We start from the raw sequence: 24,375 nt of genomic DNA, 5'->3' as shown, positions 1-24,375 counted from the left end.
TCACTCACGTGCTCCGGCCCGTGTCCGCGTCAGCCACCACCCCCTCCGAGCACTCCGCCCGCGAGGCCGATCACCACGGGCAGCACCCCGACCGCGATGAACGCCGGCAGGAAGCACAGGCCGACCGGTGCGCTGACCATCACGCCCGCCCGGCGGGCCCTGGCCGTCGCGGCCCGGCCCCAGTCGGCGCGGGCCTCGGCGGCGAGCCGCGCGACCGGGGCGGCGGCGGGCACGCCCGACACACCGGCCCGCTCGAGCAGCCGGGCCAGCCCCGTGGCGCCGGGCAGGGCGGCCAACCCCCGCCAGGCAGCGCACGGTTCTCCACCCAGCCGTACCTCGGCCGCACCCCGGGCCAGGGCGTCGCCCACCGGGCCGCCCAGCGCCTGCCCGACGGCCCGGGCCGCGACGACCGGGCCCGCGCCCGCGGCGATGCAGGCGGCCAGCAGGTCGGCGGCCAGAGGCAGCTGCCGCTCCGCCTCGGCCAGGACGGGGGCGTCCCGGCCGGCCCCGGCCTTCGCCTCCTGGTGCAGCCGCCACCGCCACGCCCCCACCGCACCGGCGAGTCCCACCGCCACTCCGGCCGGACCACCGGTCAGCGCCCATCCGGCGCACGCCAGGCCCACGGGAGCCGACCAGACGCGCACCACCTCTCGCGGATCGATGCGTGGGAGGGGGGCGGCGGCCTCCTCCCGGACCCGCAGCCGTGCCAGCCGCCGCCGTACCGTCCGGCGGCGCCTCGTCTCGGCCAGCCATCGGCCCCACCATCCGAGGGCGAGCGCCATCCCCATGACCACCCCCAGCCTGTGGACAACCTCTGCGCTCATGCCACCGCCTCCGCGCCCCGCACGATCCGCGACACCCACCACAGCCCCAGGCCTTCCAGGGCCCCGCCGACCACCAGGCAGCCAAGGCCGGCCGGGGTGTGCAGCAGAACGTGAAGGGGGTCCGCGCCGAGGGCGGTGCCGATGAGCAGCCCCAGGGCGGGAAGCCCGGCGAGCATCACCGCCGTCGCCCGGGCACCCGCCAACTGGGCACTCAGCTCCGACCGTTGATCACGCTCGGCCCTCAGGGCGGCCGCCAGCCGGTCGAGACCGGCCGCGAGACCCGCGCCCTGGTCCACCGCCACCCGCCAGCACGCGGCGAGTCCCCGCAGTCCTTCGGCTCCCGGTTGCCCTGCCGCCGTCGCGAGCGCCTCCGGCACGTCACCGCCGAACCGAGCCGCCGCCAGCACCGTGGCCTGGGCCTCGGCGAGCCCGCCGCACTCCCGGGCGCCCCGCAGCAGCGCCTCACCCGGCTGGCGTCCGGCCCGCACCTCCCCCGCGAGTGCCGAGCACAACGCGATTACCTCGTCGGCACGGCGCTCCCGGGCCCGTCGCACCTGACCGGCCGACCGGACCCTCCGCAGCAACGGCACCCCCGCCGCGCCGAGGAGGACCGGAAGCACCGACGCCCCGAGCACCGCGACCACCACACCGGCCGCCGGTGCCCACCACTCGGTCCGCCACCGGCCGCGCACCCGCGTCAGCGCATCGGCCTTCGCCCGCCACCCGGGCGGATCACCACCGACGGCTCCACCGCCCGCGAGCAGCAGCCGGGCGCGCCGCGCCGCCGAGTCCCGCTCGACCAGCAGCCACACCGCCACGCCCACACAGGCCAGGGCCGCTCCCATGAACATCCCCGTCATCCCGGTCATCCCCGTCATCCCCAGCACCCCGTCGCTCCCTTCACGACCCCTGGCTCCCTGCCGGTCCTGTCGCCGGCCGGTCCTCCGGAGCCCGGCATCCACCCCGGAGCAACTCCCGCAGCCGCTCCCACCCGCGCTCCGGCACGAACGCCTCCGCTCCCCACCGCAGCGCCGACACGGTCCGCACCAGCCCCGTCGGTTCGCGCTCCAGCACGTGCACCTCGGCGATGCGCCGCCGCCCGGCCCGGTCGCGCGCCAGGTGCAGCACCACCGAGAGCGCGGCCGCCACCTGGCTGTGCAGAGCGGCCCGGTCCAGGCCCGCGGCCGTGCCGAGGGCCTCGAGGCGGGCGGGGACGTCGGCGGCGGCGTTCGCATGGACCGTGCCGCAGCCGCCCTCGTGCCCCGTGTTCAACGCCGCGAGCAGATGCACCACCTCGGGCCCGCGCACCTCGCCCACCACCAGCCGGTCGGGCCGCATCCTCAGCGCTTGGCGCACCAGGTCCTCGAGCGTGACCAGGCCGGCGCCCTCCTGGTTGGCGGGGCGGGTCTCCAGCCGCACCACGTGGGGGTGGTCCGGCCGCAGCTCCGCCGAGTCCTCGGCGAGGACGATCCGCTCCTCCGCTCCGACCAGGCCGAGCAACGCGCTGAGCAGCGTCGTCTTCCCGCTGCCCGTGCCGCCGCTGACCAGGAACGACAGCCGGGCGTCGAGCAGCGCGCGCAGCACCCGGTCCCCGCCGGGCGGCACCGTGCCCGCCGCGGCGAGTTCCCCCAGGGTGAAGGCCCGTGGCCGGACCACCCGCAGCGACAGGCAGGCGCAGTCGACGGCCACCGGTGGCAGTACGGCGTGCAGCCGGGTGCCGTCGGGCAGCCGGGCGTCGGCCCACGGACGGGCGTCGTCCAGCCGGCGGCCCGCCACGGCGGCCAGCCGCTGGGCCAGCCTCCGCACGGCCGCGGCGTCCGCGAACCGCACCTGTGTCAGCTCCAGCCCGCCGCCCCGGTCCACCCAGACCCGGTCCGGAGCCGAGACCAGCACGTCGGTCACCGCCGGGTCGGCGAGCAGCGGCTCCAGCGGCCCGCTGCCGACCAGTTCGGACCGCAGTCGCGCCGCCGCTGCGAGGACTTCCGCGTCACCGAGCACCCGGCCCTGTTCCCGCAGGCCCTGCGCCACGCGTGCGGGGGTCGGCTCGGCGCCGCTGTCGGCCAGCCACCGCCGCACGCCCTCGAGCAGTTCGGCGCCTTCGCGTCCGGCCAGTGTGCTCATGCCGCACCCGCCTCGACGAGCGCCCGCTCCCAGAACCCCCGGCAGAACCGGGCGAGGGGTCCGCGCGGGGCCGCCCCCGGGGGTGCCGCGCCTCCGTCCGGTCGCAGCAGCCCCGGCTCGACCGGCACCTCGCCAACCAGGGGCAGTCCGAGCAGCCGGGCCACCTCCCGGTCGTCGAGCCCGGGCGCGTACGGGCCGCGGACCGCCACCCGCAGGTCCCGCAGGACCATGCCGACCGCCGACGCCACCCGGCCGGCGGCCGCCACGGCCCGCAGCTCGGCGGGCACCACGAGCACGCCCACGTCGAGCTGGCCGAGCACCTCGGCGACACCGTCGTCGATCCGGCGCGGCAGGTCGACCACCACCGTGCCACCCCGGCGACGGGCCGCTGCCAGCACGGCGCGCACCGCCTGGGGCGGGACGGCGATCCGGTCGCCCCGGTCCCAGCTGAGCACGCGCAGCGAGTGCAGCTCGGGCAGTGACTCCTCCAGGGCGCCCCCGCCGACGCGCCCCCGTGAGGAGGCGAAGGCCGGCCAGCGCAGCCCCTCGGCCGTCTCCCCGCCGAGCAGGACGTCGAGTCCGCCGCCCAGCGGATCGGCGTCCACCAGCAGGGTGCGCAACCCCTCCCGCGCGGAGGTGACGGCCAGGGCGCAGGCGAGCGTGGACGCTCCGGCTCCTCCGCGGCCGCCGATGACCCCCACGGTGAGGGCCGGCCGGCCGACGCCCTCGGCCACGTCGGCGATCCGGTCGACCAGCCATTGCTCGCCGTCGGGCAGCATCAGGACGTGCTCGGCACCGATCTCGACGGCCCGCCGCCACACCCCCGAGTCGTCCTGGTCCCGTCCGACGAGGACGACACCCTTTCTGCGGGCGGCGCCGCGCACCCGCCGCGCGGCGTCGTCGCCGACCAGGACGAGCGGTGCGGCCTCCCAGCGGCCTCTGTGCTCGGGTACTCCGTGGTGCACCTCGGGTGTGGCGCCTGCCGCGGCGCACAGGCGCAACAGGTCGTCGAGGAGGTCGGTGTCCTCGGTGACGATCAACGGTCCGCCCTGCCGCCCCGCGGCGGGCGGCGGATCGTGTGTGACGGTTCCGGCCACGGTCTCCATCCCCCTTCTGCTGCTCGCGGCGGCCCCGGCGGCCCCGCGATTCCCAAACCTGGGGAGATCCGGCGAGGCGGCCTCCTCAGAACGGCCGACGGAAACCGGCCAAACGCCTCCCCGCAATCGCCGAACCGTCAAGGAACTCGCGGCGAGCGGGACGCGCTGGAATCACGGTGCAGCGATCCCGGAAATCGTGTGGATCTTGATGGAAAACTGTGGACGCTCCCGCAGTTGTGAATATCGCCGTCACCCATACCGGTGAGCCCTGCAGGGCCTCTGTGCGAGATTCACAGAGCAGTCCGACGGCTACGCTGCGTCACATCTTTCGGGCATGCCGAAGGAGCGGCCGCAGCCGCTGCGAAGCGGCGCCAAGGCCGCGAGAAGAGGGAAAAACCCACCCGGACATGCGACGACCCCCGCCGGGGGGGAGAGCGGGGGTCGTCCCCACGGCCGACTCGGGGGGGGAGGAGTCGGGCCGGGTTAGCACGGTCGCGAACGATCCGTGACTTCCATGGTGTACCCGAGAGCCCTCTCAGGCAAACCCACGCGCCCCACCTTACGCCGAATGGGCTGCCCCTATGCTCAAGGGCGTGGAAAACCACTCCTTGCCCCGCACAGCGGCCTTCTTTGACCTGGACAAGACGGTCATTGCGAAGTCGAGCACGCTCACCTTCAGCAAGTCGTTCTACCAAGGCGGTCTGATCAACCGCAGGGCCGTCTTGCGGACCGCATACTCCCAGTTCGTCTTCCTGGCCGGCGGCGCCGACCACGAGCAGATGGAGCGCATGCGCGCCTACCTGTCCGCCCTGTGCCGCGGCTGGAACGTCCAGCAGGTCAAGGAGATCGTCGCCGAGACCCTGCACGACCTGATCGACCCGATCATCTACGACGAGGCCGCCTCCCTCATCGAGGAGCACCACACCGCCGGCCGGGACGTGGTGATCGTGTCCACGTCGGGCGCGGAGGTGGTCGAGCCGATCGGTGAACTCCTCGGCGCGGACCGGGTGGTGGCCACCCGCATGGTCGTCGGCGAGGACGGCTGCTTCACCGGCGAGGTGGAGTACTACGCGTACGGCCCCACGAAGGCCGAGGCCGTCAGGGAGCTGGCCGAGTCCGAGGGGTACGACCTCAGCCGCTGCTACGCCTACAGCGACTCGGCCACCGATGTGCCGATGCTGGAGTCCGTCGGCCACCCCTACGCCGTGAACCCGGACCGGGCGTTGCGCCGCGAGGCCCTCGCGCGGGGCTGGCCCGTCCTGGACTTCCACCGTCCGGTCCGGCTCAAGCAGCGCATGCCCGCCTTCTCGGTGCCACCGCGTCCGGCGCTCGTCGCGATCGCCGCGATAGGGGCGGCGGCGGCCACCGCGGGACTCGTCTGGTACGCCAGCCGCCGCCGGGCGCCGGTCGCCTGATCCGCGCCGCACGGACGTCCTGCTCGAACCCGAAAGTAAAGAACTGCGGTCCAAGCTTCCGCTACCACCGGGTCAGGAGTACAAAGGACTCAACGGCCCGCGAGACCAAGGACATCCGCGAGGATTCCCTTCATTACGCATTCGGCCCCACGGACCGCGCATGAACACCGGGCACCCACGCGACGTCGACCCGTCGATTACGGGCCAGCCGCACCAGGTGACGGGCGAAGTCCCCGGCCTGATGGGCACATATCGAGGACGCTTGGTAACCCGGTGGTCGTGCCAGCGGCGGTGCGATTGCTCGCACCGCCGCATTCCTGTCTCCCGGTGTCACGCCGCTCCGCGCTGCAGCGCCTCGCACACCGCCGTCGACTCCCTGGCGCCCAGCTCGACCGCCCTGCCGCAGTGGGCGATCCACGCGGCCATCCCCTCGGGAGTCCCCGAGACGTAGCCGTCGAGCGCCTTGAGACAGGCGGCGCGGCCCAGTTCCGCGTGGCCGACCTCGGCCGGGCACACCGACTTCGGGTCCAGGCCGCTGCCGACCAGGACGATCCGCTCGGCGGTGCGCGCGACCAGCCCGTTGTGCGAGGTGAAGGGGCGCAGCGCGAGGAGTTCGCCGTGCACGACGGCGGCCGTGACCAGGGCGGGCGCGGAGCCTCCCGCGACGATCAGCTCGGCGAGTCCCTCCAGCCGGCCGTGCGTCTCGGCGGCGCCGGGCAGGGGCAGGCCGACGAGGGGTTCGTCGACCGGCTCGCCCTCCTGGCGGGGACGCCCTACCTGCTCGGCCTGGCCGGCGGCCGCCACGAGGTGCAGCCGGGCCAGGACGCGCAGCGGTGACTGACGCCAGATCGACAGCAGCTGACCCGCCTCCGCGGTGAGCCGCAGCGCGGCGCCCACGGTGCGCGCCTCGGCGTCCCCGCTGAAGTCCGTGCGGCGGCGCACCTCCTCCAGGGCCCAGTCCGCGCCCGACAGCGCGGCCGAGCCGCGGGCACCGCGCAGGGCCGCCTCGGAGGTGATCTCGTTGCTGCGCCGCCGCATGATCCGGTGCCCGTAGACCCGGTCCACGGCCTTGCGTACGGACTCCACGGAATCGGCCACGCCGGGCAACGCGCCCAGGGCCGCGAGCGGATCGGTCGCACCTGCTGTACTCATGAGTACGACCCTACGCATCCCGCGGCCCCGCCCCGAGGCGGAGTGGCCTTCTTCACGCGCGCGTGGACTAGCCCCTGGCCGCCGGGGCGCCCGGTACGCCCTTCGGGGCGGGGGCCGGACGGCCGGAGAGGAAGGCCTCCCAGCCGCCCTTGGGCGCCTCGCCCACCTGCAGGGTGCGCAGCTTCTCCAGCGTCTTCGGGTCCTGCGCGTCCAGCCAGTCCACGAGCTGGCGGAACGAGACGCAGCGCACCTCCTCCTTGGTGCAGACGGTCTCGATGACCTCCTCGACGGCCCGCATGTAGGTGCCGCCGTTCCAGGACTCGAAGTGGTTGCCGATGATCAGGGGCGCGCGGTTGCCGTCGTACGCCCTCTGGAAGCCCGCGAGGAGGCCGTCGCGCATCTGGTCACCCCAGAAGTCGTGCATGGCGGGGTTGCCCTGGGTCTTGGTGCCCGACTGGTTGACCATGAAGTTGTAGTCCATGGTGAGCTGCTCGAAGGAGTGGCCGGGGAACGGCACGAGCTGCATGGACAGGTCCCACAGGCCCTGTTTCCGCTTGGGCCAGACCTGGTCGTTGACGCCGCTGGTGTCGTAGCGGAAGCCCAGGTCGCGGGCGGCCCGCATGAAGTTGCGCTGGCCCTCCAGGCAGGGCGTGCGGGCGCCGATCAGCTCCTTGTCGTAGTCGAAGGGCAGCGGCGCGGCGTCCTTCATGCCGGTGTTGGTCTTCCAGGTCTTCACGAACTGCTTGGCCTGGGAGATCTCGTCCTTCCACTCCTCCACCGACCACTCGCCGACGCCCCCGCCGCTGCCGCAGAAGTGCCCGTTGAAGTGGGTGCCGATCTCGTTGCCCTCCAGCCACGCCAGGCGCAGCTGCTTCGCGGTGGCGGCGATGCCGCGGCGGTCGTTGAAGCCGATGTCGGAGCGGCCCGGAGAGTGCTGGGGCGGCCGGTACCGGTCACGCTTCTCCTCCGGCAGCATGTACACGCCGCTGAGGAAGTACGTCATGGTCGCCTTGTTCTCCTTGGCGACCTTGCGGAAGTGCGAGAACAGCTTCTGGCTGTCCTCGCCGGCGCCGTCCCAGGAGAAGACGACGAACTGCGGGGGTTTCTGGCCCGGACGCAGCCGCTCCGGGGTGGGCAGGTGGGGCTGGGCGCCGGTGTAGGCGGTGGAGCCGTCCCCGATCAGGCGGACCATGCTCTTCGGCGCCTGGGCGGGCTTCGCCTTGGACGGTTCGGGGTTGCTTTTCCGGGGGGCGCCGGTCCCGCAACCGGCGAGCGATGCGGCGCAGACCGCGGCGATCACGGAGCACGCGGCGATCCTGTGGGTGGCGGCCATGTTCCGTCCACCTTCTTCCTTCTCTCGGGTGCCGACAGCGCCGCCAAATTCGCACGACCCGGAGAAGGAATTAGTACGACAAGCCGATCAGATATCCACATCACCCTTCTGGATGATGCATTCACCCATTTGCCCGGAAAGTCTATGCTCCCCCTTTACTCTGCATTACGATCCGTTTACCGAGCGTTGATTCATCCCGCCGATTTACGCCGTGACCCACGGCCGCGACCGACCCCGCCCGAGCGGGGACCACAGTCATGCGACCGCGCAGCCCCGGAGGAGACGGGAACCCATGTCAGCCTGCGTCCCCACACGTGCCGCCGACCCGAACGAGACCGAGCGCACCCATCCGCCCCACAGTCCGCCGCCCACCGGCCCCCGCCGCTTCCGGATCGCGGGAGCCGACGTGTCGGCCGCGATCGCGGTCTTCCTGATCGCCCTGCCCTTGTCCCTCGGCATCGCCCTCGCCACCGGCGCGCCCCTGCAGGCCGGCCTCGTGGCCGCCGCGGTGGGCGGGCTCGTCGCCGGACGGTTCGGCGGCTCCGCCCTCCAGGTGAGCGGACCGGCCGCCGGTCTCACCGTCGTCACCGCCGACCTCATCCAGCGCTACGGCTGGCGGACGACCTGCGCCATCACCGTCCTCGCCGGGCTCGCCCAACTCGGCCTGGGCTGCCTGCGCGTGGCCCGGGGCGCCCTCGCCGTCAGCCCCGCCATCGTGCACGGCATGCTCGCCGGGATCGGCGTCACCATCGCCGTCGCCCAGCTGCACATCGTGCTCGGCGGCACACCGCAGAGCTCCGTACCCGACAACCTGCGTGCGCTGCCCGCCCAGTTGGCGGACGTGCGCCCGGCGTCGGTGTCGGTGAGCGTGCTGACGCTGACCCTGCTGCTGCTCTGGCCGAGACTGCCGGGCCGGGCCGGCCAGGTGCTGCGCAAGGTCCCGGCCGCACTGGTCGCCGTCGCCGGTGCCACCGCGGTCGCCGTGCTGGCGGGCCTGCGCCTGCCCGAGGTCGACCTGCCCTCCTGGAGCAACCACGCGCTGGCCGGGCTCCCCGAGGGCCCCGTGCTGGGCCTCGCCGCCGCGGTGCTCACGACGACGCTGGTGTGCAGCGTGCAGTCGCTGCTCGGCGCGGTCGCCGTGGACAAGCTGGTGGCCGCCCGTCCGGGCCTGCCCGCCCGGGTCGGACGCTCCGACCTCGACCGCGAACTGCTCGGGCAGGGAGCCGCCAACATCGTCTCCGGCTCGCTGGGCGGACTGCCCATCGCCGGTGTCGCGGTGCGCAGTACGGCGAATGTGCACGCGGGAGCGGTGAGCCGGAACTCCACGATGCTGCACGGCGTTCTCGTCGTGTTCGCCGCGCTGCTGCTGGTCCCGATCCTGGAGTTCATCCCGCTCGCCTCGCTTGCGGCCTTGGTGATGGCCGTCGGCATCCAGATGGTGTCCCTGAACCACATCCGCACGGTGACTCGCCACCGCGAGGTGTGGGTCTACGCCGTGACGACCCTGGGCGTGGTGTGCCTCGGGGTTCTTCAGGGCGTGGCCCTGGGGATCGCCATGGCCGTCGGTGTCGCCCTGCACCGCCTCACCCGCACCCGCATCACGCACGAGGAGAGGGAAGGAGTCCATCACGTCCACGTCAGAGGGCAGTTGACGTTCCTCGCGGTGCCGCGGCTCAGCCGGGCCCTGCACCTCGTGCCGCACGGCGCCGACGCCGTCGTCGAGCTGGACGGGTCGTTCATGGACCACGCGGCGTACGAGACCCTGCAGGACTGGCAGAAGACGCACACCTCGCAGGGCGGCACCGTGGAGATCACCGGCCGCCATCCCGGTATCCGCATCTCCGAGCCCCAGGATTTCAGCGGTTGCCGCTGCCGCCCTTGGACGCCCTGGCGCAACCACCAGTGCGACCGGCCCCAGCCGGCCGGCTCCGGGCGCGAGGGGGACGCGGCGGGGAGGACGGACGGCTCCGGGCCCGAGCCGTCGGACACGGCCGGGACCGGCGGGGGCAGCGGGCACGAACTGGCGCGCGGCATCAGCGCGTTCCAGCGCAACACCGCGCCCCTGGTGCGCAGCGAGCTGGCCCGGCTGGCGCGCGAGGGGCAGCGGCCGTCGCAGCTCTTCCTGACCTGCGCCGACTCCCGGCTGGTCACGTCGATGATCACCTCCAGTGGTCCCGGTGACCTGTTCGTCGTGCGCAACGTGGGCAACCTCGTGCCCCGCCCGGGCGAGGAGAGCGGCGACGACTCGGTGGCCGCGGCGATCGAGTACGCCGTGGACGTCCTGGGCGTGCGCTCCATCACCGTGTGCGGGCACTCGGGGTGCGGTGCCATGCAGGCTCTGCTCGACACCGAGCCCGGCGGTGGGCGGACCCCGCTCCAGCGGTGGCTGCGGCACGGCATGCCGAGCCTGGAACGGATGGGTGACGGCAGCCGGCCCTGGAGCAGGCTGGCCGGCCGGATGCCCGAGGACGCGGTCGAGCAACTGTGCCTGACCAACGTCGTCCAGCAGCTGGAGCACCTGCGCGCCCACGAGTCGGTGGCCCGCGCCCTGGAGAAGGGGGCGCTGGAGCTGCAGGGCATGTACTTCCACGTGGGCGAGGCGGAGGCGTACCTGCTCACCGAGACGGAGGCCGGCGGTGTCTTCGACCGCGTACGGGAGGCGGACGTGACGGTATGAGCCGGAGGACGGAGTGAGCCGGGCCGGGGTGAGGCCGCGTGGCGTGCATGGCCTCACCCCGGCCCGCTCCCCGGCCTCTCGCCCGTCCGCCCACTCCCCCACCCTCGCCCGGCACCCGGCACCCGGCACCCGGCACCCGGCACCCGTGTGAACTTTCCCTGGTCGGCGTCCGTGGGTACGGGTGACCCCGGTCCCCGGCAGCACCGCCGACAGCACCGCTGACAGGTCTAAACCAATCGGCGGTCGGCCCTTGTCAGCGCACCCTCGGGTCTGATGAGCTGTGGCTTGGGACACAACGGACACCCTGGGAAAGGCAGATGCCGTGAGCAATGAAAGCCTGGCCAACCTCTTGAAGGAGGAGCGACGCTTCTCGCCCCCCGCCGACCTGGCCGCGAACGCCAACGTCACCGCGGAGGCGTACGAACAGGCCAAGGCTGACAGGCTCGGCTTCTGGGCCGAGCAGGCCCGCCGGCTGACCTGGGCCAAGGAGTTCACCGAGATCCTCGACTGGTCGAACCCCCCGTTCGCCAAGTGGTTCAAGGACGGCGAGCTCAACGTCGCCTACAACTGCGTCGACCGGCACGTCGAGGCCGGGCACGGCGACCGGGTCGCCATCCACTTCGAGGGTGAGCCCGGCGACAGCCGCGCCCTCACCTACGCCGAGCTGAAGGACGAGGTCTCCAAGGCGGCCAACGCGCTGCTGGAGCTGGGCGTCCGGGCCGGGGACCGGGTCGCGGTCTACATGCCGATGATCCCCGAGACGGCGATCGCCATGCTGGCCTGCGCCCGCATCGGCGCCGCCCACTCGGTCGTGTTCGGCGGCTTCTCCTCCGACGCGCTGGCCACCCGCATCCAGGACGCCGACGCGCGCGTGGTCATCACCGCCGACGGTGGCTACCGGCGCGGCAAGCCGTCCGCCCTCAAGCCGGCCGTGGACGAGGCCGTCGAGAAGGCGGGCAACGTCGAGCACGTCCTGGTCGTGCGCCGCACGGGCCAGGAGGTCGCCTTCACCGAGGGCCGCGACGTGTGGTGGCACGACCTCGTGGCCCGGCAGAGCGCCGAGCACACCCCGCAGGCGTTCGACGCGGAGCACCCGCTGTTCATCCTCTACACCTCGGGCACCACGGGGAAGCCGAAGGGCATCCTGCACACCTCCGGCGGCTACCTCACCCAGACCGCCTACACCCACCACGCCGTCTTCGACCTCAAGCCGGAGACCGACGTCTACTGGTGCACCGCCGACGTCGGCTGGGTCACCGGCCACTCGTACATCGTCTACGGCCCGCTGGCCAACGGCGCGACGCAGGTCATGTACGAGGGCACGCCCGACACCCCGCACCAGGGCCGCTTCTGGGAGATCGTCCAGAAGTACGGCGTGACGATCCTCTACACCGCGCCCACCGCGATCCGCACGTTCATGAAGTGGGGCGACGACATCCCCGCCAAGTTCGACCTGTCCAGCCTGCGCGTGCTCGGCTCGGTGGGCGAGCCGATCAACCCCGAGGCGTGGGTCTGGTACCGCAAGAACATCGGCGGCGACCGCACCCCGGTCGTCGACACCTGGTGGCAGACCGAGACCGGCTCGATGATGATCACGCCGCTGCCGGGTGTGACCGCCGCCAAGCCCGGTTCGGCGCAGACGCCGCTGCCCGGCATCTCCGCGACGGTCGTCGACGACGAGGCGAACGAGGTGCCGAACGGCGGAGGCGGCTACCTGGTGCTCACCGAGCCGTGGCCGTCGATGCTGCGCACCATCTGGGGCGACGACCAGCGGTTCATCGACACCTACTGGTCGCGCTTCGAGGGCAAGTACTTCGCCGGTGACGGCGCCAAGAAGGACGACGACGGCGACATCTGGCTGCTGGGCCGGGTCGACGACGTCATGCTCGTCTCCGGGCACAACATCTCCACCACCGAGGTAGAGTCCGCGCTGGTCTCGCATCCCTCGGTCGCCGAGGCGGCCGTGGTCGGCGCGGCGGACGAGACGACCGGGCAGGCGATCGTCGCGTTCGTGATCCTGCGCGGTACGGCCGCCGAGACCGAGGACCTGGTCGCCGAGCTGCGCACGCACGTCGGCAACACCCTCGGCCCGATCGCCAAGCCCAAGCGGATCCTGCCGGTGGCCGAGCTGCCCAAGACCCGCTCCGGCAAGATCATGCGCCGGCTGCTGCGGGACGTCGCCGAGAACCGCCAGCTGGGTGACGTCACCACGCTGACGGACTCCACGGTCATGGACCTCATCCAGGCCAAGCTGCCGGCCGCGCCCAGCGAGGACTGACCGGCACAGGCATGGCACGAGCCGCGGAGGGCACCCGGGGAGCGGTACGCCGGGTGCCCTCCGCGCGCCTCCGCCGCAGATCAGGGGATGCGGGCGGCCACTCCCTTAGCTAAACTAAGAAAAACAAGTGCTCCATGGTGCGCCGGGAAGTCTGGTCGGCATGTGCTCCGTCCTGCCCACTTCCCGGAGGTCCTCCCCGTGACTGCGCCCCGCCCCACCACCACCCGCAAGGTCCTCAGCCGGCTGTCCCTGCCCGAGCGGACCTACGTGGCGGACGCGCTGCGCACCGAGACCGTGGGGGGCGTGCTGCTGCTCGTCGCCGCGGTCGCCGCGCTGCTGTGGGCGAACATCCCCGGTCTGCACGACAGCTACGAGAGCGTCTCCCACTTCCACCTCGGTCCCGCGGCCCTCGGGCTCGACCTCTCGGTCGCGCACTGGGCCGCCGACGGGCTGCTCGCGGTCTTCTTCTTCGTCGCCGGCATCGAACTCAAGCGCGAACTCGTCGCGGGCGATCTGCGCGACCCCAAGGCGGCCGCCCTCCCGGTCGTCGCCGCGCTGTGCGGCATGGCCGTACCCGCGCTGGTGTACACCGTCACCAGCGCCGGCGGCGGCGGTTCGCTCGCTGGCTGGGCGGTGCCGACCGCCACGGACATCGCCTTCGCCCTCGCCGTGCTGGCGGTCATCGGCACGTCCCTGCCGAGCGCCCTGCGCGCCTTCCTGCTCACGCTGGCCGTGGTCGACGACCTCTTCGCGATCCTGATCATCGCGGTGTTCTTCACCGGCAGCCTGAACTTCGCCGCGCTCGGCGGTGCCGTCGCCGGACTGGTCGTCTTCTGGCTGCTGCTGCGCACCGGGGTGCGCGGCTGGTACGTGTACGTGCCGCTCGCGCTGGTGATCTGGGCGCTGATGTACAACAGCGGCGTGCACGCCACCATCGCCGGTGTCGCCATGGGCCTGATGCTGCGCTGCCACCGCCGCGAGGGCGAGAAGGTCTCCCCCGGCGAGCGCATCGAGCACCTCGTGCGGCCCCTGTCGGCGGGGCTCGCCGTTCCGCTGTTCGCGTTGTTCAGCGCGGGCGTCTCCGTCTCGGGCGGTGCGCTCGCGGAGGTGTTCACCCAGCCGGAGACGCTCGGCGTCGTCCTCGGCCTGGTGGTCGGCAAGACCCTCGGCATCTTCGTCGGCACCTGGCTGACGGCCCGTTTCACCCGGGCCTCGCTCAGCGACGACCTCGCCTGGGCGGACGTGTTCGCGGTGTCGAGCCTGGCCGGGATCGGCTTCACCGTGTCGCTGCTCATCGGTGAACTCGCCTTCGAGGGCGACGAGGCGATGACCGGCGAGGTCAAGGCGGCGGTCCTGATCGGCTCGCTCGTCGCCGCGACACTCGCGACCGTGCTGCTGAAGCTGCGCAACGCCAAGTACCGCCGCCTGTGGGAGGACGAGGAGCGGGACGAGGACGCCGACGGCATCCCGGACGTCTACGAGGAGGACGACCCGGCGTACCACCTGCGGCTCGCCGACCTCTACGAGCGCAAGGCCGCCGAACACCGCCGGATCGCCCGGGAGAAGGCGGCGGCGCGCCACGGGCTTGCCGAAGTGCCGGGCGGGGCAGGCGAGGACCACCACCGTCCGGCATGATCTGACGAGACGGTACAAAAGACGGGACCGTACGCAGTCGGGCCGGACGCACGGGACGACCGTGTGCGGACCGGAGGACGTAGCGGAAATCGGACCGTACGCGAAAGAGGGAGACCGCGATGAGCGCACCCGACGGCAGCCCGGTCGGCGCCGAACGCAGCATCGGCCAGCTGTTCGCCTCGGCGACGGCGGAAATGTCGGCGCTGGTGCACGACGAGATCGCGCTGGCGAAGGCGCAGCTCAAGCAGGACGTCAAGCGCGGCGCGACCAGCGGGGGCGCCTTCTCGCTGGCCGGCGCCGTCCTGGTGTTCTCCCTGCCGATGCTGAACTTCGCGCTGGCGTACGGCATCCGGACCTGGTCGGACTGGAACCTCGCCGTCTGCTTCCTGCTGTCCTTCGCCGCGAACGTGCTGATCGCGGGCGGGCTGGCGCTGATCGGCGTGGTCTTCGCGAAGAAGGCCAAGAAGAGCAAGGGCCCGCAGAAGGTCGCCGCGTCGATGAAGAAGAGCGCGGTCGTCCTGCAGAAGGCCAAGCCGCACCCGCGCCCCGAGCTCCCGCAGGACCGGGTCCCCGAGGTCATCGAGGCTGTGGCACGCTCGTCGTCATGACGGACCCCGCCCCGCCCCCGGCACCCTCGGCCTCGGCCGTCCTCCTGGACGGCCCCTGGAGCCATCGCGACGTCGCCGCCAACGGCGCACGCTTCCACATCGCCGAGCTGGGCGACGGGCCGCTGGTGCTGCTGCTGCACGGGTTCCCGCAGTTCTGGTGGACCTGGCGGCACCAGCTGGTGGCGCTCGCCGACGCGGGGTTCCGGGCCGTGGCCATGGACCTGCGGGGCGTCGGGGGCAGCGACCGCACACCGCGCGGCTACGACCCGGCCAACCTCGCGCTCGACGTCACCGGCGTCATCCGCTCCCTCGGCGAGCCGGACGCCGCGCTGGTCGGGCACGACCTGGGCGGCTACCTCGCCTGGACGGCCGCCGCGATGCGTCCCAAGCTGGTGCGGCGGCTGGCGGTCGCGTCGATGCCGCATCCGCGGCGCTGGCGCGCGGCCATGCTGCGCGACGTCAAGCAGACGCGTGCGGGTTCACACATCTGGGGGTTCCAGCGGCCCTGGATTCCCGAGCGGCAGCTCACCGCCGACGACGGGGCGCTCGTGGCGGACCTGATCCGCGACTGGTCGGGGCCGCGTCCGCCCGAGGACGAGGCCCTGGAGAACTACCGCCGCGCCATGTGCATCCCCTCCGCGGCCCACTGCGCGGTCGAGCCGTACCGCTGGATGGTGCGGTCCCTGGCCCGGCCGGACGGCATCCAGTTCAACCGCCGGATGAAGCGGCCCGTGCGGGTGCCGACGCTGCATCTGCACGGCTCGCTCGACCCGGTGATGCGCACGCGCAGCGCGGCCGGCTCCGGGGAGTACGTCGAAGCCCCGTACCGCTGGCGCCTGTTCGACGGCCTCGGTCACTTCCCGCACGAGGAGGACCCGGTCGCCTTCTCCGCGGAACTCATCAACTGGCTGCGGGATCCCGAACCCGACCGGTGACCGCGGGACCCCGTCCGGCACGCCCGGTCTGAACACGTGTCCGACGGACGGCCACTTGCCCGGCGCATAAGCCAATTGGCCGCCGCCGGCGCGGTTATGGACCATGGGGTGGGGGCACACGTCCGGGTATGGGCTGGACGCACGACTACAGTGACGCAACCCGCAGTCGCCGCTCGGCGAGCGGTACGAACCCCTACCGGCGAAGCGGCGCACCGCAGATGGTGACCGCCGATCCCCGGGTGGGAATCCCGCGCATCCTCCGTCGCCGGGCCCGCTGGGTCTCCGTGCGTCTGCGTCACCCACGTGACTGAGTTGTCACTCGTGTGAGTGACAACGCGGCCGTGCCTCCGCTGGGCCCCCTCTAGAGCGCGCAGCTGTCGCTGTCCACCTGCTGGTTGGCGCTGCGCCCCTTGGTGATGTCCTCGCGGATCTCGTCCACGGTGAGCGCGTACCCCGTCTCGGCGTCGTCGAGGCTCTTGGCGAAGATCACGCCGTAGACCTTGCCGTCGGGGGTGAGCAGCGGGCCGCCGGAGTTGCCCTGGCGGACGGTCGCGTAGAGGGAGTAGACGTCGCGGCGGACCGTGCCGCGGTGGTAGATGTCCGGGCCGTTGGCCGTGATGCGTCCGCGCACGCGCGCGGCCCGCACGTCGTACGCCCCGTTCTCCGGGAAGCCCGCGACGATGGCGCTGTCGCCGCTGGTCGCGTCCTTCTCGGTGAACCGCAGCGCGGGCGCGTCGAGGTCCGGCACGTCGAGGACGGCGATGTCGCGCCGCCAGTCGTAGAGCACGACCTCGGCGTCGTACTTCCTGCCCTCGCCGCCTATCTGCACGGTCGGCTCGTCGACGCCGCCCACCACGTGCGCGTTGGTCATGACCCGGCGGTCGGCGAAGACGAAGCCGGTGCCTTCCAGGACCTTGCCGCAGCCGGGGGCGGTGCCCATCACCTTGACGATGGAACGCTGGGCGCGGGTGGCGACCGAGCTGCCGGCCAGCGCCGGGTCGGGCGGCCGGACGTCGGTGATCGGCTCGTTCGAGAACGGGCTGAAGACCTGCGGGAAGCCGTTCTGCGCGAGGACGGAGGAGAAGTCGGCGAACCAGGTGGCGGCCTGGTCGGGCAGCGCCTGCGAGACGCCCAGCAGCACCTTGGAGCTGCGGACCTCCTTGCCGAGCGTGGGCAGGGTGGTGCCCGCGAGGGCCGAGCCGATCAGCCAGGCGACCAGCAGCATCGCCACGACGTTGACCAGGGCGCCGCCCGTGGCGTCCAGCGCCCGGGCCGGTGACCAGGTGATGTGCCTTCGCAGCTTGTTGCCCAGGTGGGTGGTCAGGGCCTGCCCGACGGAGGCGCAGACGATGACCACGACGACCGCGACGACGGCGGCGGTGGTGCTCACCTCCGCGTTGTCCGTGACGGCGTCCCAGATGACGGGCAGCACGTACACCGCGACGAGACCACCGCCCAGGAAGCCGATCACCGACAGGATGCCGACGACGAAGCCCTGGCGGTACCCCACGACCGCGAACCACACGGCGGCGACCAGCAACAAGATGTCCAGCACGTTCACGGAGGCCACCCTGTCATGCGCGCCAGTCGAGCGGGACCTGCTTCTCCCGGTCCCAGGGCCGCTCCCAGCCCGCGAAGTGCATCAGCCGGTCGATGATCCCGGCCGTGAAGCCCCACACGAGAGCCGATTCGACCATGAATGCCGGACCTCGGTGACCGCTGGGGTGGACGGCGGTGGCCCGGTTCGCCGGATCCGTGAGATCCACCACGGGGACGGTGAAGACCCGGGCGGTCTCGTTCGGATCGACCACCCCGACCGGGCTCGGCACCCGCCACCAGCCCAGCACGGGCGTGACGACGAAGCCGCTGACCGGGATGTACAGCCGGGGCAGGGCGCCGAACACCTGCACGCCGGAGGGGTCGAGCCCGGTCTCCTCCTCGGCCTCGCGCAGAGCGGCCCGCAGCGGTCCGTCACCGGCCGGGTCCCCGTCCTCCGGGTCGAGCGCGCCGCCCGGGAAGGACGGCTGGCCCGCGTGCGAGCGCAGGGAGCTGGCCCGCTCCATCAGCAGCAGCTCGGGGCCGCGCTCGCCCTCCCCGAACAGGACCAGCACGGCGGACTGGCGACCCGCTCCGTCCTCGGGCGGCAGGAAGCGGCTCAGCTGCTGCGGCCGGACCGTCTCGACCGCGTGCACCACCGGGTCCAGCCAGCCGGGCAGGCCCTCCTTGCTCACCGTCACCGGCCCGCCCCGCGTCTCACTCGCCCGCGTCATCGCCACCCCCGTAGTCCTGCCGCTTCCAACGCCCGGCACCCGGCGGATCGTTCCACGAAGGGCCCCGTTCCACCGATCGTGGAGGGGCGGGGAGCGGCGCACGTGCGGAGCGGGCACGCCCCTGCGGCCCGACGGCGGGCGCGGATCATCCGGCCCCCAGCGGCGGCGCCGGTTTGCCGCCCGCGTCCAGGTAGGCCTGCGGGGGCCGCAGCCGCTGGCCCGGGAAGCCGCCCTTCTCGTACTTCAGGAGCTTCTTCGCCTTCTCCGGGTCGGTCTCGCCCTCCCCGTACGCCGGGCACAGCGGCGCGATCGGGCAGGCGCCGCACGCGGGCTTGCGGGCGTGGCAGATGCGGCGGCCGTGCCAGATCACGTGGTGCGACAGATCCGTCCAGTCGCTCTTGGGGAACAGCGCGCCGACGGCGGCCTCGATCTTGTCCGGGTCCGTCTCGGCGGTCCACTGCCATCGGCGCACCAGACGCTGGAAGTGCGTGTCGACGGTGATGCCGGGCCGTCCGAAGGCGTTGCCGAGCACGACGAACGCCGTCTTGCGGCCGACACCGGGCAGCTTGACCAGGTCCTCCAGCCGGCCGGGCACCTCCCCGCCGAACTCCTCCACCAGGGCCTTCGACAGCCCTATGACCGACTTGGTCTTGGCCCGGAAGAAGCCGGTGGGGCGCAGGATCTCCTCGACCTCTTCGGGGTTGGCGGCGGCCAGGTCCTCCGGGGTGGGGTACCTGGCGAACAGCGCGGGGGTCGTCTGGTTGACGCGCAGGTCGGTGGTCTGCGCCGACAGGACCGTGGCGACGACGAGTTGGAAGGGGTTGTCGAAGTCCAGCTCGGGGTGCGCGTACGGATAGACCTCGGCCAGCTCGCGGTCGATACGGCGCGCGCGGCGGACCAGGGCCGTGCGCGACTCGTCGCCCGGCGGGTGCACGACGGCCTTGGCCGGAGCGGCGTCCTTCAGACGGGCGGTGGCCTTCTTGGGCACGACGGCGACCTTCTTGGCAGCCGGAGCCTTCTTCACGACGGCGGTTTTCTTCGCGGCGGCGGCGGTCTTCTTCGCGGCCGGAGACTTTCTGGCTACCGGGGCCTTCTCGGCGACGGCGGCGCTCCTCTTCGCGGCCGGCGCCTTCGTCGCGGCGGGTGCCTTCTTGGTGGCGGCGGCGGTCCCCTTCACGGCGGTGGCCTTCTTGGTGGCGGCGGCGGTCCCCTTCACGGCGGGTGCCTTCTTGGTGGCGGCGGCGGTCCCCTTCACGGCGGGTGCCTTCTTGGTGGCGGCGGCGGTCCCCTTCGCGGCGGTGGCCTTCTTGGTGGCGGCGGCGCTCCTCTTCGCGGCCGGCGCCTTCGTCGCGGCGGGTGCCTTCTCGGCGACGGCGGCGGTCCCCTTCGCGGCGGTGGCCTTCTTGGTGGCGGATGCCTTCTTCGCCGCCGATGTCCCCCTCGTCGCCGAAGTCTCCTCGGCCGCCGTCGTCTTCTTCGACGCCGACGTCTTCCTCGCCGCTCCCGTCGCCTTCTTCGCGGGCGCCGCTCCCCTCGCCGGGGGCGTCGTCTCCTCCGGGGCCGCCGTCTTCCTCACCGCCGCCTCCTCTGTCGCTTTCGCCGTTTTCCTACCGCCATCGGGGCTCCGTTCGCCCACAGCGGAATCGCGACGTACAACCACCCGCGCAGCCCCCTCGGCCTGTGCTCTCACCGGCGATTCGGACACCCGGCCAGCCTAAGCCGTGGCACCCTCATCCGCCCCGGCCCCTGAAGACCGGCGCCCAATTGGACCCCTGCCGCGTACCCCGGGACACGTGTGCGGCATCCTTGTGACAGATCACACTGTTTGGACCGTCCGGCAAAATGGGCACCACGGTCCCCTGGTACGCAGGGGAGCAAGATCCCCTGAGCAGGTCGAAAGGGAGAGAACTCGTGGACGACGTTCTGCGGCGCAATCCGCTCTTCGCGGCGCTCGATGACGAGCAGGCCGCGGAGCTCCGCGCCTCCATGAGTGAGGTGACCCTCGCCCGCGGGGACTCGCTGTTCCACGAGGGCGACCCCGGTGACCGCCTGTACGTGGTCACGGAGGGCAAGGTCAAGCTGCACCGCACGTCGCCCGACGGCCGGGAGAACATGCTGGCCGTGGTCGGCCCCGGCGAGCTGATCGGCGAGCTGTCGCTGTTCGACCCGGGCCCTCGCACGGCGACCGCCACGGCGCTGACCGAGGTGAAGCTGCTGGGCCTGGGCCACGGCGACCTCCAGCCCTGGCTGAACGCCCGCCCCGAGGTGGCCACGGCGCTGCTGCGGGCCGTCGCGCGCCGGCTCCGCAAGACCAACGACGCCATGTCCGACCTCGTCTTCTCGGACGTCCCCGGCCGCGTCGCCCGCGCCCTGCTGGACCTGTCGCGCCGGTTCGGCGTGCAGTCCGAGGAGGGCATCCACGTCGTTCACGACCTCACGCAGGAGGAGCTGGCCCAGCTGGTCGGCGCGTCCCGCGAGACGGTCAACAAGGCCCTGGCGGACTTCGCGCAGCGCGGCTGGCTGCGTCTGGAGGCCCGCGCGGTGATCCTCCTGGACGTCGAACGCCTCGCCAAGCGCTCGCGCTGATCCGTCCGCCCGCCCGCCCGCCCCGCAGTACGTCATCGGGCCCTGTCCTGCACGGGACAGGGCCCGGCACCGTGCCGCGACGACCACGGCGAGGCGGCGCCCGACGCCCCTCGGTGACGCCATGACCGCCGCCGCCCGCCGCCCCGGCCTCGACGACCAGGGGTTCCTCACCCGGGAGGGCTCCCTCGCACGCGTGCCCGCGGTTTTCCGTCCGGTCGTCGCCGCAGCGGGGACGCGGCTGGTGGACGTCTTCGGGGCGCGGCTGCACAGCGCGTACCTCTACGGTTCCCTTCCGCGCGGCACCCCGCGCCCGGGCCGCAGCGACCTCGACCTGCTGCTCGCGCTGCGCGCGGAGCCGACGGGGGCGGACCGGGCGGATGCCGACGCGCTCGGGGCGGCGCTGGACGGGGAGTTCGGGCAGATCGACGGGTGCCGGGCGCTGCTGTTCAGTCGTGAGCGGCTGCTGAGCGCCCCGGAGCGCTACGACCTGGGGTGGTTCGTCGCCTGCCTGTGTACGCCGCTGCTGGGCGAGGACCTCGGGCCGCTTCTGCCGCGCTACCGGCCCGACGCACACCTGGCCCGTGGGACCAACGGCGATCTGGCCGTGCACCTCGACCGCCGGCGACCGCGGATCGCCGCGGCGGACGGCGGGGAGGCGGCCGTGCGCCCGCTGGTCCGGTACATGTCCCGGCACCTCGTCCGGACGGGCTTCACCCTGGTGATGCCCCGCTGGGGAGGCTGGACCGGTGAGCTGCGCGAGATGGCGGAGGCGTTCGCCCGGTACTACCCGGAGCGCGGCGATCAGATGCGGGCCGCCGCCGCCCTGGGCCGTGATCCGGTCGGTGACGCCGCCGTGCTCGCGTCGTACGTCGACGACCTGGGGCCGTGGCTCGCCGCCGAGTACGCGCGCGTGCACGGCGTGAAAGCTCCTCCGGCCTCCTAGCCGAGGCGCGGGATGAGGCCGTGGTCCTCCAGGTAGTCGAGCTGGGCGCGGACGGACAGTTCCGCCGCCGGCCACAGGGAGCGGTCCACGTCCGCGTAGACGTGGGCGACCACCTCGGACGGGGTGCGGTGGCCGTTCTCCACGGCCGTCTCCACCTGGGCCAGGCGCGTGGCGCGGTGGGCGAGGTAGTACTCGACGGCGCCCTGGGCGTCCTCCAGGACGGGGCCGTGGCCCGGCAGCACCGTGTGGACGCCGTCGTCGACGGTGAGGGACCTCAGGCGGCGCAGGGAGTCCAGGTAGTCGCCCAGGCGGCCGTCCGGGTGGGCGACGACCGTCGTGCCGCGGCCGAGGATCGTGTCGCCGGTGAGGACGGCCCGGTCCGCCGGGATGTGGAAGGACAGGGAGTCGGCGGTGTGGCCGGGGGTCGGCACGACCCGCAGTTCGAGACCGCCGGTGGTGATCACGTCCCCGGCGGACAGTCCCTCGTCGCCCAGCCGCAGGGCCGGGTCGAGGGCACGCACGCCGGTGCCGGTCAGTTCCGCGAAGCGGGCCGCGCCCTCCGCGTGGTCCGGATGTCCGTGTGTCAGCAGGGTGAGGGCGACGCGCTTGCCCGCCTGCTCGGCCGTGGCGACGATCCGGCGCAGGTGGCCGTCGTCCAGCGGTCCCGGATCGACCACGACGGCGAGGTCCGAGTCGGGCTCGGACAGGATCCAGGTGTTGGTGCCGTCCAGGGTCATCGCCGACGCGTTGGGTGCCAGCACGTTGACGGCCCGCGCGGTGGCGGGCCCGGACAGGACCTGACCGCGCGGCTGGCCGGGGAGGGCTGCGGCGTCGGTCATGCGCCGGCCCCGCCGGTCGTGGACGCCGGGACGTGCTTGGTGAACTCGTCGTGGCCCGGCCAGGAGAGCACGATCTCCCCGTCCACCAGGCGCGCGGTGGCCAGCACGGGCGTGAGGTCGCGCTCCGGCGCCGCCGCGAGCGCCTCAGCGGCCGTGCCGTACGCCGTCAGCTGGCGCAAGGTGGCGATCGTCGGCGGCATCATCAGCAGCTCGCCCCTGTCGTAGCGGGCCGCCGCGTCGCCCGGGGTGATCCACACGGTGCGGTCGGCCTCCGTGGAGGCGTTGCGGGTGCGCTGCCCCTCGGGGAGCGCGGCCACGAAGAACCAGGTGTCGTAGCGCCGGGACTCGAACTCGGGGGTGATCCAGCGCGTCCAGGCACCGAGCAGGTCGGAGCGCAGCACGAGGCCGCGGCGGTCGAGGAACTCCGCGAAGGACAGCTCCCGGGCGACCAGGGCGGCCCGGTCGGCCTCCCAGCCGGCGCCGGTGGTGTCGCCGACGACGGAGTCGGGCGCCGTACCGGCGAGCAGCACGCCCGCCTCCTCGTACGTCTCCCGGACGGCCGCGCAGACGATCGCCTGGGCCTCCGCCTCGCCGACGCCGAGCCGCCGGGCCCACCACGCGCGCGTGGGACCCGCCCAGCGGACGTGGTGGTCGTCGTCGCGCGGATCGACACCACCGCCCGGATACGCGTACGCGCCCCCGGCGAAGGCCATGGAGGCGCGTCGGCGCAACATGTGGACGGCGGGGCCGCCGCCCGTGTCCTTCAGGAGCATGACGGTGGCCGCGCGTTTGGGAGCCACCGGAGTGAGGGTCCCCGCCGCGAGCGCGCGGATGCGGTCCGGCCACTCCGCGGGGTACCACTGACCGTTCGCCATGGGCGCGAGGCTATCCCGTGACGGGCGGATGTTCGAGCGGCCCCGGGTACGGATCACGCAGCTCGGACGGGTGCGGGGTGCTACGCGAGCTCCACCTGGATCTCGACCTCGACCGGGGCGTCCAGGGGCAGCACGGCCACGCCGACGGCGCTGCGCGCGTGCACGCCCTTGTCGCCGAGGACCTCGCCGAGCAGCTCGCTCGCGCCGTTGAGCACCCCGGGCTGGCCCGTGAAGTCCGAGGCCGAGGCCACGAAGCCGACGACCTTGACCACGCGCGCGATGCGGTCCAGGTCACCGGCGACGGACTTGACGGCCGCCAGGGCGTTCAGCGCACACGTGCGTGCCAGCTCCTTGGCCTCCTCCGCGGTGACCTCGGCGCCGACCTTGCCGGTGACCGGGAGCCTGCCGTCCACCATGGGCAGCTGACCCGCGGTGTAGACGTACGGGCCGGACTGCACGGCCGGCTGGTACGCCGCGAGCGGCGGGACCACGTCGGGCAGGCTCAGGCCCAGCTCGGCGAGCTTCGCCTCGACGGCGCCCACTACTGCTTCTCCCGCTTCAGGTAGGCCACGAGCTGCTCGGGGTTGTTCGGCCCGGGCACGACCTGGACGAGCTCCCAGCCGTCCTCGCCCCAGGTGTCCAGGATCTGCTTCGTGGCATGGACGAGCAGCGGCACGGTTGCGTATTCCCACTTGGTCATGCGGCCGACTTTAGCCCGTGTCCGGGCGGGCCAGGGCCGCGGTCCCGGGCCGACCCCGGCACCCGTTGTCCACAGCCTGCCGCGTAG

Annotated in this window: 22 protein-coding genes; 9 read left to right on the top strand and 13 right to left on the bottom strand. The window is 73.1% G+C overall.

The window, feature by feature from the left end:
• Window positions 1-29 precede the first annotated feature (29 nt).
• Genes Q5694_RS10150 through ssd form a run of 4 tightly spaced genes read right to left on the bottom strand, consistent with a single transcriptional unit; the run spans window position 30 to window position 4,051 of the window.
• The gene (locus Q5694_RS10150) at window positions 30-824 is read right to left on the bottom strand and encodes a type II secretion system F family protein (protein WP_333932224.1); all 795 of its coding nucleotides are present in this window, start codon (window positions 822-824) and stop codon (window positions 30-32) included.
• Entirely contained in the window at window positions 821-1,693 is an 873-nt protein-coding gene (locus Q5694_RS10145; protein ID WP_333932223.1) for a type II secretion system F family protein, read from the bottom strand. Before Q5694_RS10145 ends, Q5694_RS10150 begins: the two co-directional genes overlap by 4 nt.
• A 31-nt stretch (window positions 1,694-1,724) precedes the next feature.
• Window positions 1,725-2,945 carry a TadA family conjugal transfer-associated ATPase gene (locus Q5694_RS10140; RefSeq protein ID WP_333932222.1) on the bottom strand — a complete coding sequence of 407 codons (1,221 nt, stop codon included), beginning with the start codon at window positions 2,943-2,945 and terminating at the stop codon, window positions 1,725-1,727.
• Window positions 2,942-4,051 carry a septum site-determining protein Ssd gene (gene ssd, locus Q5694_RS10135; protein WP_333932221.1) on the bottom strand — a complete coding sequence of 370 codons (1,110 nt, stop codon included), beginning with the start codon at window positions 4,049-4,051 and terminating at the stop codon, window positions 2,942-2,944. The genes Q5694_RS10140 and ssd overlap by 4 nt, the downstream gene beginning before the upstream one ends.
• A 572-nt stretch (window positions 4,052-4,623) precedes the next feature.
• Here ssd and Q5694_RS10130 point away from each other — a divergent pair.
• Complete coding sequence (locus Q5694_RS10130; RefSeq protein WP_333932220.1) at window positions 4,624-5,457, top strand: HAD family hydrolase; 834 nt, start codon at window positions 4,624-4,626, stop codon at window positions 5,455-5,457.
• Window positions 5,458-5,787: 330 nt separating this feature from the next.
• Here Q5694_RS10130 and Q5694_RS10125 read toward each other — a convergent pair whose 3' ends face one another.
• Entirely contained in the window at window positions 5,788-6,609 is an 822-nt protein-coding gene (locus Q5694_RS10125; RefSeq protein ID WP_333932219.1) for an oxidoreductase, read from the bottom strand.
• A 67-nt stretch (window positions 6,610-6,676) separates the two neighbouring features.
• Window positions 6,677-7,942, bottom strand: coding sequence for a hypothetical protein (locus Q5694_RS10120; RefSeq protein WP_333932218.1), 1,266 nt, complete (start codon window positions 7,940-7,942; stop codon window positions 6,677-6,679).
• Between the two features lie 292 nt (window positions 7,943-8,234).
• Between Q5694_RS10120 and Q5694_RS10115 the strand changes: the two genes are divergently transcribed.
• The 6 genes from Q5694_RS10115 (at window position 8,235) to Q5694_RS10090 (ending at window position 16,386) form a co-directional block, all read left to right on the top strand.
• On the top strand, window positions 8,235-10,619 hold the full coding sequence (locus tag Q5694_RS10115) for a bifunctional SulP family inorganic anion transporter/carbonic anhydrase (protein ID WP_333932217.1): 2,385 nt from the start codon (window positions 8,235-8,237) through the stop codon (window positions 10,617-10,619).
• Window positions 10,620-10,941: 322 nt separating this feature from the next.
• Complete coding sequence (gene acs, locus Q5694_RS10110; RefSeq protein ID WP_333932216.1) at window positions 10,942-12,897, top strand: acetate--CoA ligase; 1,956 nt, start codon at window positions 10,942-10,944, stop codon at window positions 12,895-12,897.
• A gap of 198 nt (window positions 12,898-13,095) precedes the next feature.
• Window positions 13,096-14,532 (top strand): Na+/H+ antiporter NhaA, encoded by a 1,437-nt coding sequence (nhaA, locus tag Q5694_RS10105; protein WP_333932215.1) that lies wholly within the window; start codon window positions 13,096-13,098, stop codon window positions 14,530-14,532.
• Window positions 14,533-14,651: 119 nt separating this feature from the next.
• Complete coding sequence (locus tag Q5694_RS10100; RefSeq protein WP_333932214.1) at window positions 14,652-15,140, top strand: phage holin family protein; 489 nt, start codon at window positions 14,652-14,654, stop codon at window positions 15,138-15,140.
• The gene (locus Q5694_RS10095) at window positions 15,137-16,075 is read left to right on the top strand and encodes an alpha/beta fold hydrolase (protein WP_333932213.1); all 939 of its coding nucleotides are present in this window, start codon (window positions 15,137-15,139) and stop codon (window positions 16,073-16,075) included. Before Q5694_RS10100 ends, Q5694_RS10095 begins: the two co-directional genes overlap by 4 nt.
• Window positions 16,076-16,203: 128 nt before the next feature.
• On the top strand, window positions 16,204-16,386 hold the full coding sequence (locus Q5694_RS10090) for a hypothetical protein (protein WP_333932212.1): 183 nt from the start codon (window positions 16,204-16,206) through the stop codon (window positions 16,384-16,386).
• Between the two features lie 50 nt (window positions 16,387-16,436).
• Here the strand turns inward: Q5694_RS10090 and Q5694_RS10085 are convergent, their stop codons facing one another.
• From Q5694_RS10085 to nth, 3 genes are all read right to left on the bottom strand, one after another.
• Complete coding sequence (locus tag Q5694_RS10085) at window positions 16,437-17,636, bottom strand: MarP family serine protease (protein ID WP_333932211.1); 1,200 nt, start codon at window positions 17,634-17,636, stop codon at window positions 16,437-16,439.
• 13 nt (window positions 17,637-17,649) lie between these two features.
• The gene (locus Q5694_RS10080; RefSeq protein ID WP_333932210.1) at window positions 17,650-18,345 is read right to left on the bottom strand and encodes an NUDIX hydrolase; all 696 of its coding nucleotides are present in this window, start codon (window positions 18,343-18,345) and stop codon (window positions 17,650-17,652) included.
• A 145-nt stretch (window positions 18,346-18,490) separates the two neighbouring features.
• Entirely contained in the window at window positions 18,491-19,522 is a 1,032-nt protein-coding gene (gene nth / locus Q5694_RS10075; RefSeq protein WP_333932324.1) for an endonuclease III, read from the bottom strand.
• Between the two features lie 734 nt (window positions 19,523-20,256).
• On the opposite strand from nth, the gene Q5694_RS10070 reads away from it, so the two are divergent.
• Window positions 20,257-20,931: a Crp/Fnr family transcriptional regulator gene (locus Q5694_RS10070; protein ID WP_010031945.1), complete on the top strand. Its 675-nt coding sequence runs from the start codon at window positions 20,257-20,259 to the stop codon at window positions 20,929-20,931.
• Between the two features lie 121 nt (window positions 20,932-21,052).
• The gene (locus Q5694_RS10065; RefSeq protein ID WP_333932205.1) at window positions 21,053-21,874 is read left to right on the top strand and encodes a nucleotidyltransferase; all 822 of its coding nucleotides are present in this window, start codon (window positions 21,053-21,055) and stop codon (window positions 21,872-21,874) included.
• On the opposite strand, the gene Q5694_RS10060 is transcribed toward Q5694_RS10065, so the two are convergent.
• The 4 genes from Q5694_RS10060 to Q5694_RS10045 form a co-directional block, all read right to left on the bottom strand.
• Window positions 21,871-22,713 carry an MBL fold metallo-hydrolase gene (locus Q5694_RS10060; protein WP_333932203.1) on the bottom strand — a complete coding sequence of 281 codons (843 nt, stop codon included), beginning with the start codon at window positions 22,711-22,713 and terminating at the stop codon, window positions 21,871-21,873. The two genes, Q5694_RS10065 and Q5694_RS10060, sit on opposite strands and share 4 nt — an antisense overlap.
• On the bottom strand, window positions 22,710-23,588 hold the full coding sequence (locus tag Q5694_RS10055; RefSeq protein WP_333932202.1) for an NUDIX hydrolase: 879 nt from the start codon (window positions 23,586-23,588) through the stop codon (window positions 22,710-22,712). The genes Q5694_RS10060 and Q5694_RS10055 overlap by 4 nt, the downstream gene beginning before the upstream one ends.
• An 80-nt stretch (window positions 23,589-23,668) precedes the next feature.
• The gene (locus tag Q5694_RS10050) at window positions 23,669-24,130 is read right to left on the bottom strand and encodes a RidA family protein (protein WP_333932201.1); all 462 of its coding nucleotides are present in this window, start codon (window positions 24,128-24,130) and stop codon (window positions 23,669-23,671) included.
• Window positions 24,130-24,288 (bottom strand): DUF4177 domain-containing protein, encoded by a 159-nt coding sequence (locus Q5694_RS10045; protein ID WP_003991873.1) that lies wholly within the window; start codon window positions 24,286-24,288, stop codon window positions 24,130-24,132. The genes Q5694_RS10050 and Q5694_RS10045 overlap by 1 nt, the downstream gene beginning before the upstream one ends.
• Between the last annotated feature and the right edge of the window lie 87 nt (window positions 24,289-24,375).

Source organism: Streptomyces sp. AHA2, from assembly GCF_036857595.1.
Classification (GTDB): Bacteria; Actinomycetota; Actinomycetes; order Streptomycetales; family Streptomycetaceae; genus Streptomyces.
Note: the sequence above shows the minus strand (reverse complement) of the source record. Positions and strands in the feature narration are given on the sequence as shown.

Coding starts and splice junctions, on each gene's coding strand:
- Q5694_RS10150 (WP_333932224.1), bottom strand. CDS start 824: ATGAGCGCAGAGGTTGTCCACAGGCTGGGGGTGGTCATGGGGATGGCG.
- Q5694_RS10145 (WP_333932223.1), bottom strand. CDS start 1,693: ATGACCGGGATGACGGGGATGTTCATGGGAGCGGCCCTGGCCTGTGTG.
- Q5694_RS10140 (WP_333932222.1), bottom strand. CDS start 2,945: ATGAGCACACTGGCCGGACGCGAAGGCGCCGAACTGCTCGAGGGCGTG.
- ssd (WP_333932221.1), bottom strand. CDS start 4,051: ATGGAGACCGTGGCCGGAACCGTCACACACGATCCGCCGCCCGCCGCG.
- Q5694_RS10130 (WP_333932220.1), top strand. CDS start 4,624: ATGCTCAAGGGCGTGGAAAACCACTCCTTGCCCCGCACAGCGGCCTTC.
- Q5694_RS10125 (WP_333932219.1), bottom strand. CDS start 6,609: ATGAGTACAGCAGGTGCGACCGATCCGCTCGCGGCCCTGGGCGCGTTG.
- Q5694_RS10120 (WP_333932218.1), bottom strand. CDS start 7,942: ATGGCCGCCACCCACAGGATCGCCGCGTGCTCCGTGATCGCCGCGGTC.
- Q5694_RS10115 (WP_333932217.1), top strand. CDS start 8,235: ATGTCAGCCTGCGTCCCCACACGTGCCGCCGACCCGAACGAGACCGAG.
- Q5694_RS10100 (WP_333932214.1), top strand. CDS start 14,652: ATGAGCGCACCCGACGGCAGCCCGGTCGGCGCCGAACGCAGCATCGGC.
- Q5694_RS10095 (WP_333932213.1), top strand. CDS start 15,137: ATGACGGACCCCGCCCCGCCCCCGGCACCCTCGGCCTCGGCCGTCCTC.
- Q5694_RS10090 (WP_333932212.1), top strand. CDS start 16,204: ATGGGCTGGACGCACGACTACAGTGACGCAACCCGCAGTCGCCGCTCG.
- Q5694_RS10080 (WP_333932210.1), bottom strand. CDS start 18,345: ATGACGCGGGCGAGTGAGACGCGGGGCGGGCCGGTGACGGTGAGCAAG.
- Q5694_RS10065 (WP_333932205.1), top strand. CDS start 21,053: ATGACCGCCGCCGCCCGCCGCCCCGGCCTCGACGACCAGGGGTTCCTC.
- Q5694_RS10060 (WP_333932203.1), bottom strand. CDS start 22,713: ATGACCGACGCCGCAGCCCTCCCCGGCCAGCCGCGCGGTCAGGTCCTG.
- Q5694_RS10055 (WP_333932202.1), bottom strand. CDS start 23,588: ATGGCGAACGGTCAGTGGTACCCCGCGGAGTGGCCGGACCGCATCCGC.
- Q5694_RS10045 (WP_003991873.1), bottom strand. CDS start 24,288: ATGACCAAGTGGGAATACGCAACCGTGCCGCTGCTCGTCCATGCCACG.